The organism is Massilia sp. BHUDP2 (genome assembly GCF_046236355.1).
Lineage (GTDB): Bacteria > Pseudomonadota > Gammaproteobacteria > Burkholderiales > Burkholderiaceae_D > Telluria > Telluria varians.
Genome location: NZ_JBJUVW010000002.1, coordinates 247,554 through 263,289 on the forward strand (window position 1 = coordinate 247,554; position 15,736 = coordinate 263,289).

General features: G+C 69.7%; 12 protein-coding genes. 10 read left to right on the plus strand and 2 right to left on the minus strand.

Annotated features, from left to right (window positions below):
- Both ACK6C6_RS11850 and ACK6C6_RS11855 read left to right on the plus strand, forming a co-directional pair.
- Complete coding sequence (locus tag ACK6C6_RS11850; protein ID WP_409267487.1) at positions 1-834, plus strand: alpha/beta fold hydrolase; 834 nt, start codon at positions 1-3, stop codon at positions 832-834.
- A complete protein-coding gene (locus ACK6C6_RS11855; RefSeq protein WP_209586781.1) occupies positions 831-1,136 on the plus strand; it encodes a DUF962 domain-containing protein in 306 nt (101 codons plus the stop codon). The genes ACK6C6_RS11850 and ACK6C6_RS11855 overlap by 4 nt, the downstream gene beginning before the upstream one ends.
- Here ACK6C6_RS11855 and ACK6C6_RS11860 read toward each other — a convergent pair.
- Positions 1,126-3,597: an ATP-binding protein gene (locus ACK6C6_RS11860; RefSeq protein WP_409267488.1), complete on the minus strand. Its 2,472-nt coding sequence runs from the start codon at positions 3,595-3,597 to the stop codon at positions 1,126-1,128. The two genes, ACK6C6_RS11855 and ACK6C6_RS11860, sit on opposite strands and share 11 nt — an antisense overlap.
- An 85-nt stretch (positions 3,598-3,682) precedes the next feature.
- A complete protein-coding gene (locus tag ACK6C6_RS11865) occupies positions 3,683-5,032 on the minus strand; it encodes a YihY family inner membrane protein (RefSeq protein ID WP_209586783.1) in 1,350 nt (449 codons plus the stop codon).
- Between the two features lie 64 nt (positions 5,033-5,096).
- Between ACK6C6_RS11865 and wrbA the strand changes: the two genes are divergently transcribed.
- From wrbA to ACK6C6_RS11905, 8 genes are all read left to right on the plus strand, one after another.
- Positions 5,097-5,717 carry an NAD(P)H:quinone oxidoreductase gene (wrbA, locus tag ACK6C6_RS11870; RefSeq protein WP_209586784.1) on the plus strand — a complete coding sequence of 207 codons (621 nt, stop codon included), beginning with the start codon at positions 5,097-5,099 and terminating at the stop codon, positions 5,715-5,717.
- Positions 5,714-6,115, plus strand: coding sequence for a DUF2069 domain-containing protein (locus tag ACK6C6_RS11875; RefSeq protein WP_036215612.1), 402 nt, complete (start codon positions 5,714-5,716; stop codon positions 6,113-6,115). Before wrbA ends, ACK6C6_RS11875 begins: the two co-directional genes overlap by 4 nt.
- Entirely contained in the window at positions 6,108-7,544 is a 1,437-nt protein-coding gene (locus ACK6C6_RS11880) for an FAD-binding oxidoreductase (protein WP_409267489.1), read from the plus strand. Before ACK6C6_RS11875 ends, ACK6C6_RS11880 begins: the two co-directional genes overlap by 8 nt.
- Before the next feature lie 14 nt (positions 7,545-7,558).
- Positions 7,559-7,987, plus strand: a complete 429-nt coding sequence (locus ACK6C6_RS11885; RefSeq protein WP_209586786.1) for a DUF4124 domain-containing protein — start codon at positions 7,559-7,561, stop codon at positions 7,985-7,987.
- Positions 7,975-10,536 carry an FtsX-like permease family protein gene (locus ACK6C6_RS11890; RefSeq protein WP_409267490.1) on the plus strand — a complete coding sequence of 854 codons (2,562 nt, stop codon included), beginning with the start codon at positions 7,975-7,977 and terminating at the stop codon, positions 10,534-10,536. The genes ACK6C6_RS11885 and ACK6C6_RS11890 overlap by 13 nt, the downstream gene beginning before the upstream one ends.
- Entirely contained in the window at positions 10,536-11,606 is a 1,071-nt protein-coding gene (locus ACK6C6_RS11895) for a lipocalin-like domain-containing protein (protein ID WP_409267491.1), read from the plus strand. The genes ACK6C6_RS11890 and ACK6C6_RS11895 overlap by 1 nt, the downstream gene beginning before the upstream one ends.
- 37 nt (positions 11,607-11,643) lie before the next feature.
- Positions 11,644-13,473, plus strand: coding sequence for an ABC transporter transmembrane domain-containing protein (locus tag ACK6C6_RS11900; protein ID WP_409267492.1), 1,830 nt, complete (start codon positions 11,644-11,646; stop codon positions 13,471-13,473).
- A 191-nt stretch (positions 13,474-13,664) separates the two neighbouring features.
- Positions 13,665-15,692, plus strand: coding sequence for a Cache 3/Cache 2 fusion domain-containing protein (locus tag ACK6C6_RS11905; RefSeq protein WP_409267493.1), 2,028 nt, complete (start codon positions 13,665-13,667; stop codon positions 15,690-15,692).
- Positions 15,693-15,736: the final 44 nt, after the last annotated feature.

The following is a 15,736-nucleotide window of genomic DNA, read 5'->3' on the forward strand; positions in this document are numbered from 1 at the left end:
ATGCAGTTGCACATCAACGGCGAGCGCGCCTATGTCTACACCGGCGGCAAAACCTTCGACCCGGCGCTCCCATGCATCGTGCTGATCCACGGCGCCCAGAACGACCATTCGGTGTGGGCGCTGCAGAGCCGCTACCTGGCGCACCACGGCTACGCGGTGCTGGCGGTCGACCTGCCGGGCCACGGCCGCAGCAGCGGCCCGGCCTTGGGCAGCGTGGAAGCGATGGCCGACTGGCTCCTGGCCGTCCTGGCGGCAGCCGTGGTCGAGCGTGCACTGCTGGCCGGGCACAGCATGGGCTCGCTGGTCGCGCTGGAAGCCAGCCGGCGCGCACCGGGCACGGTGGCCGGCCTGGCCCTGCTCGGCACGACCTACCCGATGAAGGTGGCCGACGCCCTGCTCGAGACTGCCCGCCTTGACGAAGGCTCGGCCATCGACATGGTCAACATCTGGTCGCACTCGTCGATCGCGCACAAGCCGTCCTGCCCGGGTCCGGGCTTCTCGGTGATGGGCGGCGCGCGCCGCCTGATGCAGCGGATGTCGGCGCGCAATCCGCAGCAGCTGTTCTACACCGACTTCGCCGCATGCAACAGCTACGCCAACGGCGAGGCCGCGGCCGATGCGCTTCGCTGCCCTGCCCTGTTCGTATTCGGCAAAAAGGATGTGATGACGCCGCCCCGTTCGACGAAACTGCTGACCGGCGCGATCAAGCATGGCAAAATCGTCAACGTGGACGCCGGTCACCAGATGATGGCCGAGGCGCCCGACGCGGTGCTCGATGCATTGGCAGGCTTCGCCGCATCGATCCCGTTCCAACGGATCCAGGAGACCCCATGACGGCCCGTTTCGCCAGCTTCGCGGAGTTCTATCCCTACTACCTGACCCAGCACGCCGACCGGCGCTGCCGCCGCGCCCACTTCATCGGCACCTCGTCGGCGATCGCCGCGGTCGCCCAGTACATCGACAGCCTGAACGCCTGGTGGCTGCTGTTTGCCGTGGTCAGCGGCTATGGCGGGGCCTGGATCGGCCACTTCTTCTACGAGAAGAACAGGCCGGCCTCGTTCTCCCAGCCCTGGTGGTCGTTTCGCGCCGACTGGGTCATGTACTGGCAGATGCTGACAGGCAAGCTCAGCTGGTAGCGCGCCGGTCGAGCAGCGCCCGCACCCGCGCCGCCAGATCCGCGAGCGTAAACGGCTTGCCGATCAGCTGCACCCCGGGTTCCAGTATGCCCTTGTGCACCACCGCGTTGCGGGTGTAGCCGGTGGTGAACAGCACCTGCAGGTCCGGGCGCCGGCGCAGCGCCTGGTCGGCCAGCTCCCTGCCGTTCATGTCGGGCATGACCACGTCGGTGAACAGCAGCGCAATCTCCGGATGGCTGTCGAGCAGGCGCAGGGCCATGGCCGCGCCGTCGGCCTCGAACACCCGGTAGCCCAGTTCGGCCAGCATGGCGGCCGAGAGCGTGCGCACCGCGGCTTCGTCTTCCACCACCAGGATCACGTCGCTGGCGTCTCCGTACACCACGCCGGTCCCGGCCACGACGCCCGCCTGCACGCCGGCGGCCTCGTGGTGGCGCGGCAGGTAGAGCTTCACGGTCGTGCCCTGCCCCGGTTCCGAATAGATCTTCACGTGGCCGCCCGACTGCTGCACGAAGCCATACACCTGGCTCAGGCCCAGGCCGGTCCCGCGCCCCACTTCCTTGGTCGTGAAGAAGGGATCGAAGGCTCGGGCGACCACGTCCTGCGACATGCCCGAGCCGGTGTCGCTGACCGCCACCATCACGTACTGCCCCGGCGCCAGCCCGGGGTGCGCGGCGGCATAGCGTTCGTCGAGGTGGGCGTTGGCGGTCTCGATGCTCAATCGTCCGCCGTCGGGCATCGCGTCGCGCGCGTTCACCGCCAGGTTGAGGATGGCGCTTTCGAGCTGGTTGGCGTCGACGTGGGCGCGCCACAGGCCGCCCGCCAGCACAGTTTCCAGGCGCACGTTGCCGCCCAGCGCGTGCTGCAACAGTTCCGACATGTTGGCGACCAGCTGGTTCAGCGACAGGGGTTCCGGCCGCAGGGCCTGCTGGCGCGAGAAGGCGAGCAGGCGCTGGGTCAGCTGGGCGGCGCGGCGCACCCCGCCCTTGGCCATCTCGGCGTACTGCAGGGCGCGCGCATCCATCGGCGCGAGGCCGTCCTGCACGCGCCGGCCCAGCAGCTCGAGTGCGCTCGTCACCACCGCCAGCATGTTGTTGAAGTCGTGTGCGATGCCGCCGGTGAGCTGGCCCACCGCTTCCATCTTCTGGGCCTGGCGCAGGGCGCCCTCGATCCGGACCCGTTCCTCGACGCCTTCAGCGACGCGCCGCTCCAGCGTGTCGTTGAGCTCGCGCAGCGCCAGCTCGGCCCGGTGGCGCTTGGTGCCGTCCTGGAACAGCACCGCGACCTGGCGCCGCTCGGGCGGCTCGATGCGCAGCGCGGCCAGTTCCAGGTAGCGCCCGGTGCGCTCCAGGGTGCGTTCGAAGCGCACCGGCTCGCCGCTGAGCAGCACGCGGCGGTAGATCTCGACCCAGCCATCCGCTTCCAGCGGCACCATGTCGCGCACGCGCTGGCCGACCACGTTCTCGATGCCCGCGTTGGCCGCATAGGCGGGATTGGCCATCACGTGCACGTAGTCGCTCATCGGGCCGTGCGGGCCGTCCAGGAACTCGATCACGCAAAAGCCCTCGTCGATCGACTCGAACAGCGTGCGGAACAGGCGCTCGCTCTCGCGCAGCGCCGCGCCGGTCGCGATCCGTTCGGAGAGGTCGAGCATGGCGCCGATCATGCGCAGCGCCCGCCCGCCGGCGTCGCGCAGCACCGTGCCGCGGTCGAAGATCTCGGCATAGCTGCCGTCGGCGCGCCGGAAGCGGTATTCGCCGACCCAGCCGGTGCCGCCGCCTTCGATCACCGCGTGGATGGCCTCGTCGATGCGGGCGCGGTCGTCCGGGTGGATGTGCTCGATCCACCACTCGGCGCTGGTCTTGTCGAGCGCGTGCCCGAACAGGCTGTGCAGGGCCTGGTTCCAGATGACGTGGCCGTCGGCGATGCGCCAGTCCCAGATGGCGTCGTTGGTCGCCAGCCGGGCAAGGCGGTAGCGCTCGGCCGCCTCGTGCAGCTCGCCGTCCAGGCTCCATCCGGTGCAGATCAGGCCCTGGACCCGGCCTTGCGCGTCGCGCAAGGGCGCGAAGGCGCCGACGATGCCGTCGGCGTCCTCGCGCCGGTGGACCGCGCGGCCGGCCAGGACCTCGTCGACGATGGCGCCCAGCTGCTCGCGCCGGCCGCTCCACGCCTGGGCCAGCGGCGCGCCGAGCGCGGCGGGGTGCCGGTCGCCGAGGGTCCGTGCGCATGCTTCGTTGTAGACCAGGGCGAGGCTCTCGCCCCAGGCCAGCCAGGCGGGCGCCGCCGAATCGAGCACCAGGGTGGCGGCCAGGCGCAGCGCTTCAGGCCAGGCGCGCGGCTCGCCGAGCGGGCTGCGCGACCAGTCCTGCGCCTGCAGCAGCGGGACGAGCGCGGCGCCGTCCGGCGCGAACGGAGCGGTGGTGGAACGGGGCGGCGCTGCGGGGCTGGGCTCGCTGGTGGTCATCAAGGGAGGAAAAGGCGTTCATCATCAAATTGCGCAATTTGCAAATGATACACGCCCTGTACTATGCCAAGCGGGTTTTTTGACCTCAGGCAGCAAGCCCGAAGTGCTCGGCCAGGCTCTGTTCCAGCCCCTCCTCCACGGCCGCCTCGACCTGGCGGGACAGGGCCGCCGTGTCGAGCGCCAGCGGCGTGGCAGGCGGCGCTGCATCGGCAGTGCCGGCATCGAAGACGAACAGGCGGTAGACGTCGGCCAGCCGGATCTTGCCGGGATCGGCCAGCAACACCCAGTTCTCGACGTTCTCGCGGGCGCCGCGTCCCCAGCGCACACCCGCCGGGAGTTCGTCCTGCACCCGCCCGACCCAGCCCGCCGCCACCATCTTCTCGAGCAGCATCGACATCTCGTCGTAGCCGATGCGGGTGTGCGCCCGGATCGCCGCGTTCGAGACCAGGGTGGTGCCGGTCAGCCGCGCGCTGCCGCAGAGCACCTTAAGCACGGCCATCGCGTCCACGAACGCGCTGCCCGGCGTCGGCTGGTGCTTCCAGCGCTCGTACTTGACCACCGGCAGCGCGGCGGCCAGCACCGCGCCCACCAGGGTGATCAGCCAGGACAGGTACATCCAGACCAGGAACAGCGGCAGCGCCGCCAGGGCGCCATAGATGATGGCGTAGGTCGGGAACTGGCGGATGAACAGGGCGAAGCCGCGCTTGGCGAGCTCGAAGGCGATCGCCGCGGCCAGCCCGCCCCACAGGGCGTCGCGCCAGTGCACGCGGCGGTTCGGCACCGCCATGTAGAGCAGCATGTAGGCCCCGGCGCTCAGGGCCACCGACACCGCGGTGTAGAACAGCGCGCCCAGGAACGGGAAGGACTTCACCAGGCCGCCCGTGGCGCTGAACAGCTGCGAGGTAGCGGTGAGCGACAGCCCGAACAGGATCGGCCCGAGCGTGATGATGGACCAGTAGACCGGCACCCGCTGCGACCACGGCCGTGGGCGGCGCACCCCCCAGATCTGGTTGAAGGCGCGCTCGATCATTCCCATCATCGTGGTCGTGGTCAGGAGCAGCAGCACGGCGCCCAGCAGGGACAGGCCCTTGGCCTTGTCGGCGAACTGGGTCAGGTTGGCGCTGATGGTGTTGGCGATGGCCCTGGGCATGAGGGTCTGCACGAACCAGGTATCGAGCGCCGCGCGCACCTGGCCGAACACCGGGAAGGTGGTCAGGATCGCCAGCACGATGGTGAGCAGGGGCACCAGCGCCAGGGTGGTCGTGAAGGTCAGGCTTCCCGCCACTTGCGGCAATTTCTCTTCGCGCAGGCGGCGCCGGGCGAAGCGCAACAGGTCGCCGGTTTCGCCCAGCGTCAGGCCGCGCGCGCGGTCGCTGCCGATGGCCAGCAGGTCGCCCGTGCTGCGCGACAGGGAGTGGACGGTCTTGGAAAGCATTCGGTGGTTCGATTCGCCCCGCATAGGGCATGTCAATTGAGCAAAGCGCCCTATAATACCAACGATGAAGCCGACCCTGACCCCGAACCTGACCATTCTCGTGTTGTACTACTCGCGCCATGGCGCCACCCGCAAGCTGGCCGAACTGGTCGCCCAGGGCATCGAGAGCGTGCCCGGGCTCGATGCGCGCCTGCGCACCGTGCCGGCGGTATCCACCGTGGCCGAGGCCACCGCGCCCGAGGTTCCGGGCGAAGGCGCCCCCTATGTCGAGCTGGACGACCTGCGCGAATGTGCCGGCCTGGCGCTCGGCTCGCCGACCCGGTTCGGCAACATGGCATCCGCGCTCAAGTATTTCCTCGACGGCACCGCCGCCGACTGGGTCAACGGCACGCTGTCCGGCAAGCCGGCGGTGGTCTTCACGTCTACCGGCAGCCTGCACGGCGGCCAGGAATCGACCCTGCTGTCGATGATGCTCCCATTGTTACACCACGGCATGCTCGTGATGGGACTGCCCTACTCGCATCCTGAACTCATGAATACCGCCAGCGGCGGCAGCCCCTACGGCGCCTCGCACTGGGCCGGCGCCGACGGCAAGCGCGCCCTGAGCGAGGACGAGCGCGTGCTCGCCATCGCGCTCGGCAAACGCTTGGCGCTCGCCGCGGTCAAACTCCACGGAATGCAATGATGGATACCGCAAAAGTCTTTCATGCCGGCGCAATCGCAAGCCTGATCTGGCTGATCGGCTGGCTCGTGGCCTGGGAAGTGTTCGTCGCGCCGCTGCACCCGGGCGGCTCGCTGCTTGCGCTCAAGGCGCTGCCCCTGCTGCTGCCCTTGCGCGGCGTGATCAAGCGCGACCTCTACACCCTGCAATGGTCGTCGATGGTGATCCTCATCTATTTCGCCGAAGGCGTGGTGCGCGCCTGGGCCGACACTTCCGAAGCCTCGCGCGGCATGGCGGTCGGCGAGATCGTGCTGGTGGTCGTCTACTACGCCTGCGCGCTGCTGTTCCTGCATCCGTACAAGAAGGAAGCCAAGCGCCTGGCCAAGGAACTGCTCGACAAGGTCAAAGTCCCGCATGACTGAAGCACAGCCGGCCGGCGCCGCGCTGGCCACCTTCGTCGCCGGCCTCGGCGCCATCGTCGGCGAGGCGCACCTGGTCCTCGATCCCGCCGCGATGACCCCTTACCTGGAAGACTGGCGCGGCCGCTTCACCGGGCGCGCGCTGGCCGTGGTCCTGCCGTTTGACACCGGCGAAGTGGCCCAGGTGGTTGCCGCCTGCGCCGCGGCGCGCGTGCCCGTCGTGCCCCAGGGTGGCCGCACCGGCCTGGTGCTCGGCAGCGTACCGGATGCCAGCGGCAGCGCCGTCGTGCTGTCGCTGCGGCGCCTGAACCGCATCCGCGCCATCGACGCGGCCAACCGCACCATGACGGTCGAAGCGGGCTGCATCCTGTACGACGTCCAGCAGGCCGCGCTCGAGGCCGGCATGCTGTTTCCGCTGTCGCTGGCCAGCGAAGGCAGCTGCACCATCGGCGGCAACCTAGCCACCAATGCGGGCGGCACCGCGGTGCTGCGTTACGGAAATACCCGCGAGCTGTGCCTGGGACTGGAAGTGGTCACCGCCCGGGGCCAGGTGTGGGATGGCTTGCGCGGCCTGCGCAAGGACAATACCGGCTATGCGCTGCGCGAGCTGTTCATCGGCGCCGAAGGCACGCTCGGGGTCATCACCGCCGCCGTGCTCAAGCTGTATCCGCAGCCGAAGGCGGCCCTGACGGCATTGGTCGCGCTCGACTCGCCGCAGGGAGCGCTCGCGCTGCTGTCCCTGATGCAGGAACGCTGCGGCGCGGCGCTCACCGGCTACGAGCTGATGTCCGATCTCTGCCTGCGCCTGGTCCACACCCATTTCCCCGAGCTGCCGCGGCCCTTCGCCGATCACTATCCGCAGTATGCGCTGGTCGAACTGTCGAGCAACGAATCCGAAGACCACGCCGCCGGCCTGGTCGAGTCCGCGGTCGGGGCGGCGCTTGAAAGCGGCATCGCACTGGACGCGGCCCTGGCCAGTTCGGTCAGCCAGTCGATCGGCCTGTGGAAGCTGCGCGAGCACATTTCGATGGCGCAAGCTGCTGCCGGCAAGAACATCAAGCACGACATCTCGCTGCCGGTGTCAAGCATCCCCGACTTCATCGACCAGACCGATCGCGCCTTGCAGGCCGCCTTCCCCGGCTGCCAGGTCGTCTGCTTCGGACACTTGGGTGACGGCAACCTGCACTACAACATCGCGCCGCCGGCCGGCACCGGCCACGACAGTTTCCTGGCGCACCAGGACTCGGTCAACCGCATCGTCCACGACAGCGTCGCCCGCTTCCACGGCTCGATCTCGGCCGAGCACGGGATCGGCGCCCTCAAGCGCGAGGAACTGGCGCGCTACAAGGACCCGGTCGAACTGGACATGATGCGTGCCGTCAAAGCCGCACTGGACCCGCTCGGCATTATGAACCCTGGCAAAATTCTATGACCGGGGACATTCACATGCGCAAGCACATATCGATGGCGATCCTTTGCCTGGCCTCCAGCGCAGCAAGCGCGGGCACGATCTACAAATGCACCGAAGGCGGCAGGATCAGTTATCACGACCGGCCCTGCGGAAGCGCCGCGGTGGCCCTGAAGGTGCAGTCGGCGCAAGAGCCGGCGCCGGACGCCATGGCCCGGCTCGCGCGCGAGCGCGCCCTGCTGCAGGAAATCGAGGAGGCGCGCGCGGCGCGCGAGGAACAGGCGGCGCGCGAAGGTGTCCGGGCCCAGCGGGCCGCGGCTGCCGTCCGGCGCCGCTGCGACAAGCTGCGCCTGCAGCACAAGTGGGCCATCGAGGACGCCAGGCGCGCCGGCCGCGACGACGCCGAACGCGCCGGCACCAAGGCGCGGCGGCAGGCCGAGGCACTGGCGGTGGAATGCCCGGCCTGAGCCTGCCAATCGGAATCCTGTCTCGCTGGCTCCTGTTCGGCGAATGGCGCGCCCATCCCGTGCGGGCGCTGCTCGCCATCGCCGCGATCGCGGTCGGCGTCGCCATGGGCTTCGCCATCCACCTCATCAACGCCGCCGCCTTCAATGAGTTTTCCGCCGCCGTCAAGACCCTGGCCGGCCAGGCCGACGTCCAGGTGGCCGGGCGCGAACCCCTGTTCGACGAATCCGTCTACGCCAGGCTGGCAGCGCACCCGCAGGTGGCGGTGGCGGCGCCGGTGCTCGAGCTGTCGGCCGGTTTTCCCGGCATGCAGGGGTCGCTGCGCATCGTCGGCATCGACGCCTTCCGCGCCGGCTTCATTTCGCCCGACCTGACCGGCGTGCCGCAGGATGGCCGCATGACCGACGTGCTGGCCGACGACGCCCTGTTCCTGTCGCCCGCCGCCCAGGCCTGGCTGCAAAAACGGCCGGGGGACACCCTCGTGCTGCGCGCCGGGACCGGCGACCTCAGGCTGCGCGTGGCCGGGCCGGTACAGCGCGCGCGCGCGGGCCAGCGCATCGCCGTGATGGACATCGGCGCCATGCAGTGGCGCTTCAATCAGCTGGGGCGCCTGTCGCGGGTCGACCTCAAGCTGCGCGACGGGGTCGACCGCGCCGCCTTCCAGCGCAGCCTGGCGGGGGAACTGGAACGCAGCTTCCCGGGGCGCTTCGTGGTGCGCCAGCCGAACGACAGCGACCAGGAAGAGCGCAACGCCAACCTGAGCCGCGCCTACCGCGTCAACCTGACCGTGCTGGCGCTGGTGGCCCTGTTCACCGGCGCCTTCCTGGTATTCTCGACCCAGGCGCTGTCGGTGATGCGCCGGCGCAGCCAGTTCGCGCTGCTGCGCGTGCTCGGCCTGGAGCGCAATGGGCTGCTGGGCCAGGTGCTGCTCGAGGGCGCCAGCCTGGGCGTGCTCGGCGCGGCGCTGGGCATCCTGGGCGGCTACGCGCTGGCGGCCCTGGCCCTCACCTATTTCGGCGGCGACCTGGGCGCCGGTTACTTCCCCGGCATCCGCCCGCAGGTCCAGTTCACGCCGGTGGCGGCCACCGCGTTCTTCCTGCTCGGCCTGGGCGTGGCCCTGCTCGGCTGCCTGGCGCCGGCGCTGGAGGCGGCCAACGCCCGTCCGGCGCTGGCGATCAAGTCGGGCGCCGACGAAGCCGCGCTGTCGCGCCTGGCGCGGGTGTGGCCATCGCTGCTGTGCCTGTCCCTGGGCGCGGCGCTGGCCTTCGCGCCGCCGGTGTTCGAGCTGCCCCTGTTCGGCTACTTCTCGATCGCCCTGCTGCTCATCGGCGGCATCGGTCTGATGCCGCGCCTGGCCGCGCAAGCCTTCCGCCGCATGGAAGGCCTGCTGCTGCGCGCGCGCCGCGCGCCGCCGATCCTGCTGCTGTCCCTGTCGCGCCTGGCGAATGCCCCTGGCCAGGCGGCGATCGCGCTGGGCGGTGTGCTCGCCAGCTTCAGCCTGATGGTGGCGATGGGCATCATGGTGGCCAGCTTCCGGGTCTCGGTGGACGACTGGATGGGGCACATCCTGCCGGCCGACCTGTACGTCCGGGCGGCCAGCAGCGGCAATACCGGCTTCCTCACGCCCGCGCAGCAGGCGGCGCTGCGCGCCACGCCGGGCGTCGCCCAGGCCCACTTCCTGCGCACCCGTCCCGTTTCCTTGTCCCCCGAACGGCCCAACGTGGTCGTGATCGCGCGCGACATCGATGCGCGCGATCCCGGGCAGCTGCTGTACCTGGTGGGCACAAGCGCGCCGGTGCCGGGCGGTGCGCGGCCGGCCTGGGTATCCGAAGCCATGCTCGACCTGTATGGCGTGCGCGTCGGCCAGACACTGACGCTGCCGCTGGGAGGCGCCCAGGCGAGATTCTTCGTGGCCGGCGTGTGGCGCGACTACGCCAACCAGGCCGGCTCGGTGGTGATCCGCCTGGCCGACTACCAGGCCCTGACGGGCGAAGGCGAAGTCACGGATGCCGCCCTGTTCGCGGCGCGCGGCAGCAGCGCCGAACAGCTCGAAGGCGCGGTGCGCGCCCTGCCTTTCGGAGCGGCGCTGCAGACCATGTCCGCGGGTGAAATCCGCGCCGCCAGCCTCAGGATCTTCGACCGCAGCTTTGCCGTGACCTATCTGCTGGAAGCGATCGCCATCGCCATCGGACTATCCGGGGTGGCGGCCAGCTTCTCGGCCCAGACCCTGGCGCGCTCCAAGGAGTTCGGCATGCTGCGCCACGTCGGCGTCACCCGCGGCCAGGTGCTGGGCATCCTCGCCTTCGAAGGCGGCCTGCTCACCCTGCTCGGAGTGGCCTGCGGCTTCGCGCTGGGGCTGGTCATCAGCCTGATCCTGGTTTATGTTGTCAACCCGCAGTCGTTTCACTGGACAATGGGGCTGCACCTGCCGTGGACCTTGCTGGGGAGCGTGGCCGCGGTGCTGGTCGGGGCCTCGATCCTGACGGCACTGGTATCGGGACGTTATGCGCTGTCGGGTGGTCCGGTACGCGCGGTCAGGGAGGATTGGTAATGCGGGTAGTCGTGTTTGTCGTGCTGTTGTTCCTTGCGCAGTGGGGCCGGGCCGAGCCGCCGCAGTTCGCACCCGTGGTTCCCGGCAGCACGCTGTCCTTCCCGCGCGACTTCGGCGCCCATCCGGAATTTCGCACCGAATGGTGGTACGTCACCGGCTGGGTCGAAACGCCCGACCGCAAGCCGCTCGGCTTCCAGGTCACCTTCTTTCGCAGCCGCACCGAACACGACCCGAGAAACCCGAGCGCGTTTGCCCCGCGCCAGCTGGTGATCGGCCACGCGGCCCTGTCCGACCCGGCGCTGGGCCGCCTGGTGCACGACCAGAAGAGCGCCCGCGAAGGCTTCGGCCTGGCCTGGGCCCGCACCGGCAATACCGACCTCAAGCTCGACGACTGGCGCATGGTGCGCGAAAGCTCAGGGCATTACCGCGTCACCATCCGCTCCAGCGAATTGACGCTGGAACTGCGCCTGCAGCCGACCCAGCCGGTGCTGGTGCAGGGCGAAGGCGGTTATTCGCGCAAGGGCGCCAGCCCCCAGCATGCCAGCCATTACTACAGCGAGCCGCAGCTGAAGGTGAGCGGCAACGTTGGTCGGGCCGGCAGCCTGCCCGTCGCCGTCACCGGCAGCGCCTGGCTCGATCACGAATGGTCGAGCGAAGCGCTGCAGCCGGAAGCCACCGGGTGGGACTGGATCGGCGTGAACCTCAATGATGGCGGCGCCCTGATGGCTTTCCAGATTCGCAGCAGGCAAGGTGGTAAACTATGGGCGCACGCCACCGTGCGCGATGCCGCGGGCCGCGTGACCCGCTACGCGCCCGAGCAGGTCGATTTCACGCCCACCGCGCGCTGGCGGTCGCCGCGCACCGGCGCCGAGTACCCGGTGGCCCAGGATGTCGTCACCGGCGCGCTGCGCTGGCAGCTTACTCCCCTGCAGCAGGACCAGGAACTCGATTCGCGCCGCTCGACCGGGGCGGTGTACTGGGAAGGCGCGGTGACGGTCAGCCGCGACGGCAAGCCTTTGGGGCGCGGCTACCTGGAAATGACGGGCTACGTGCGCCCGATGAAGCTTTGAACAGAACAGAACATTGAAGAACAATCCGCCCGAGACAATGACTTCCCGCTCCACCGGCAATACCGATTCCGACACCGCCCGCAAAGGCAGCCTGGCCGCGCTCAAGGGCCTGCTGCCCTTCCTCGCGCCCTACCGCCGCCAGTTCGTCCTGGCCGGCATCGCGCTGCTGTTCGCGGCCGGCGCCACGCTGGCGATTCCCGCCGCCTTCAAGCAGATGATCGACCACGGTTTCGGCGCCGAGGCCGGCCGCCAGAACATCGAACACGTGAATGCCGTGTTCCTGGCCCTGTTCGGCGTGGCCGCCGTGCTGGCGGTGGCCACCGCCGCGCGCTTCTACATGGTGTCCTGGCTGGGCGAGCGCGTGGTGGCCGACGTGCGCGCCGCAGTCTACCGCCACGTGGTGCACCAGAGCCCCGAATTTTTCGAATCCACCCGCACCGGCGAAGTGCTGTCGCGCCTGACCACCGACACCACCCTGATCCAGACCGTGGTCGGCACCAGCATCTCGCTCGCCTTGCGCAATACCCTGCTGTTCATCGGCGGCCTGGTCATGCTGTTCGTGACCAGCCCCAAGCTCACCGCGATCATCCTGGGCCTCCTGGTGCTGGTGGTGCTGCCGATCGTGCTGTTCGGGCGGCGCGTACGCAAGCTGTCGCGCGACTCGCAGGACCGCATCGCCGACGCCTCGGCGCTGGCGGGCGAGATCCTGAACGCCATGCCCACCGTGCAGGCCTTCACCCACGAGGGCATCGAGGCCGGCCGCTTCGGCACCTCCGTCGAAGGCGCCTTCCAGACCGCGATCCGGCGCATTCGCGCCCGCGCCACGCTCACCATGCTGGCCATCGTGCTGGTGTTCGGCAGCATCGTTTTCGTGCTCTGGCTCGGCGCCCATGCGGTACTGGAGGGCACGATGACCGGGGGCGACCTCGGGCAGTTCATCCTGTACGCCTCGATCGTGGCCGGCTCGGTCGGCGCATTGTCCGAAGTGATGGGCGAAGCCCAGCGCGCCGCCGGCGCCACCGAGCGCCTGCTGGAACTGCTCGCGGCGCGCTCCGACATCCAGGACCCGGCCCATCCGCGGCCGCTGCCCCCGCGGCTTGCCAACGGCGCCCGCGTGACGCTCGACGACGTCAGCTTCAGCTACCCCTCGCGCCTGGATACCGCGGCGCTGTCGCACCTGAAGCTCGACATCGCCGCCGGCGAGACCGTGGCCGTGGTCGGCCCCTCGGGCGCCGGCAAGACCACCCTGTTCCAGCTGCTGCTGCGCTTCTACGACCCGCAGGCCGGCAGCATTTTCCTGGACGGCATCGACATCCGCGACCTGGCGCTGCACACGCTGCGCGACGCGATCGGCATCGTCCCGCAAGACACCGTGATCTTCTCGAGCAGCGCGCTGGAGAACATCCGCTACGGCCGGCCGGATGCGAGCGACGATGAAGTGGTGGCGGCGGCGAAGATGGCCGCGGCCCACGAGTTCATCGAGCGCCTGCCGCAGGGCTACGGCTCCTACCTGGGCGAGCGCGGCGTGCGCCTGTCGGGCGGCCAGCGCCAGCGCATCGCGATCGCGCGCGCCCTGCTCAAGAATCCGCCCCTGCTGCTGCTCGACGAAGCCACCAGCGCCCTCGACGCCGAGTCGGAACGCCTGGTGCAGCGCGCGCTGGAAGCGGCCATGGTCGGCCGCACCACCATCATCATCGCCCACCGCCTGGCCACCGTGCAGCGCGCCGACCGCATCATCGTGCTCGACGAAGGCCGCGTGGTCGAAGCCGGCACCCACGCCTCGCTGGTCGCCCACGGCGGCGTGTACGCCAACCTGGCGGCGCTGCAGTTCCAGGCGCACGCCCCGCTCGAACAGCAGGCCTCCTGAGCTTGCGGCCGGGCGCGCGGCCGCCCGCGCATTGGCAAAGCTTTGATGACAGAAGCGCATCGGGATTGCTTGCCAATGCGGCATCTGTGTTGTGGCGCAGCCGCGCACACGGCGTTTTTCGACCCGGTATCGTTGCGGTACGGAAAGTTACAACGGTATGATGCCTCTGGTTCCAGATCCAGATTTTCGTCATGTCCGCCTCCCGATATCATCCCGCCAACTGGAATGTTGGCACCCGCATCAGCGCCATCACCTTCGTCCTGACGGCCGCGATCATCGCCGCGCTGGTCGCGACGATCACCTACGCCACCTCGCGCATGCTCGAGGAGCGCGCGACCCAGAGCGTCACGAGCGAACTGCGCAGCGTGGCCAACACGGTCGAGATGTTCAACAAGAGCGTCAGCAGCTCGGCCGCGAGCTTCGGCCGCATCTTCCGCCATGGCCTGCCCGGCAGCTTCGAGCTCGACCCGGCGACCAGCGTGGACATCGGCGGCAAGGCCACGCCCACGCTCAAGCTCGACGGCAAGGTGCTGAACCTCGACTTCGGCGCGCCGGACAGCTTCACCGCGCAGACCGGCGGCAACGCCACCATCTTCGCCCTTGATGGCCAGGACTTCGTGCGCGTGACGACCTCGGTCAAGAAGGAAAACGGCGAACGCGCCGTCGGCACCACCCTGGACCGCAACAGCCCGGCCTATGCCGTGCTGCGCGAGGGCCGCAGCTACATCGGCCTGGTCACCCTGTTCGGCAAGCAGTACATCACCCAGTACGAGCCGGCGCGCGACGCCGCCGGCAAGGTGGTCGGGGTGCTCTACGTGGGCGTCGACATCACGGAAGACATGAAGCTGCTGAAGGACCGCATCCGCGCGCTCAAGGTGGGCCAGACCGGCTACTTCTACGTGCTGAACGCCGCCCCCGGCAAGCACTACGGCGAGCTGCTGGTGCACCCGGGCAGCGAAGGCGCCAATCTACTCGACAGCCGCGCCGCCGACGGACGCGCCTTCATCCGCGAGATGCTGGACAAGAAGAACGGCAGCATCGTCTACGACTGGCAGAATCCGGGCGAAAGCGCGGCGCGCGAAAAATTCGTCGCCTACACCCACATCAAGGCGTGGGACTGGATCATCGCCGGCGGCACCTACCGCGACGAGATCACCGCGGCCGCCACCGAACTGCGCCAGCGCGTCATCCTGGCCGGCCTGCTGGCCCTGGCAGTGCTGGCCGCGCTCCTGTACGCCGTGCTGCGCGTCAGCGTGGCGCGTCCGCTGGCGCAGGTGCGCGACGTCGCCAGGCGCATCGCCGAGGGCGACCTCACGGCGCGCATGGAGAGCCGCGGGCGCGACGAGATCGGCCTGCTGACCGAAGCCATCAACAGCGTCGGCGCCAGCCTCTCCAGCGTGGTGGGCAAGGTGCGCCTCGGCGCCGAACAGATCGCCAGCGCCTCGCAACAGATCTCGGCCGGCAACCTGGACCTGTGCCAGCGCACCGAGGAGCAAGCGGCCAGCCTGGCCGGCACCGCCACCTCGATGGACCAGCTCACCGCCACCGTTCGCCAGAACGCCGACAACGCGCGCCAGGCCAACCAGCTCGCCGTCAGCGCATCGAACGTGGCGCAGCGCGGCGGCGCCACCGTGGCCCAGGTGATCGAGCGCATGGATGCGATCAGCCAGTCGTCGCGCAAGATTTCCGACATCACCGGCGTGATCGACGGCATCGCCTTCCAGACCAATATCCTGGCCCTGAACGCGGCCGTGGAAGCCGCCCGTGCGGGCGAGCAGGGCCGCGGCTTCGCCGTGGTCGCCAACGAGGTACGCAGCCTGGCCCAGCGCTGCGCGGCGGCGGCCAAGGAGATCAAGCTGCTCATCGACGCATCGAACGGCGAGGTCGAAGCGGGCGGCAAGCTGGTGGCCGACGCCGGCGTCACCATGCAGGACGTGCTGGCGAGCGTGGCGCGCGTGACCGACATCATGGCGGAGATCACCGCCGCCAGCCAGGAGCAGACCGGCGGCATCGAGCACATCAACGGCGCGGTCGGCGCCATGGACGAGGCGACCCAGCGGAACGCGGCCCTGGTCGAGGAGGCCAGCGCCGCCGCCCAGGCCATGCAGGACCAGGCCGACGAGCTGGCGCGCGCCGTGCGCCTGTTCCGCCTGCCCGACGACGCGGACGCGCACGCGAGCGCATCCACGCCGCGCCGCCTCGCTCTCGGCGTCCGCTAAGGCGCTTTTCCGAAGCGCCCGCTTCGGTGTAGAGTGGCAGGCTT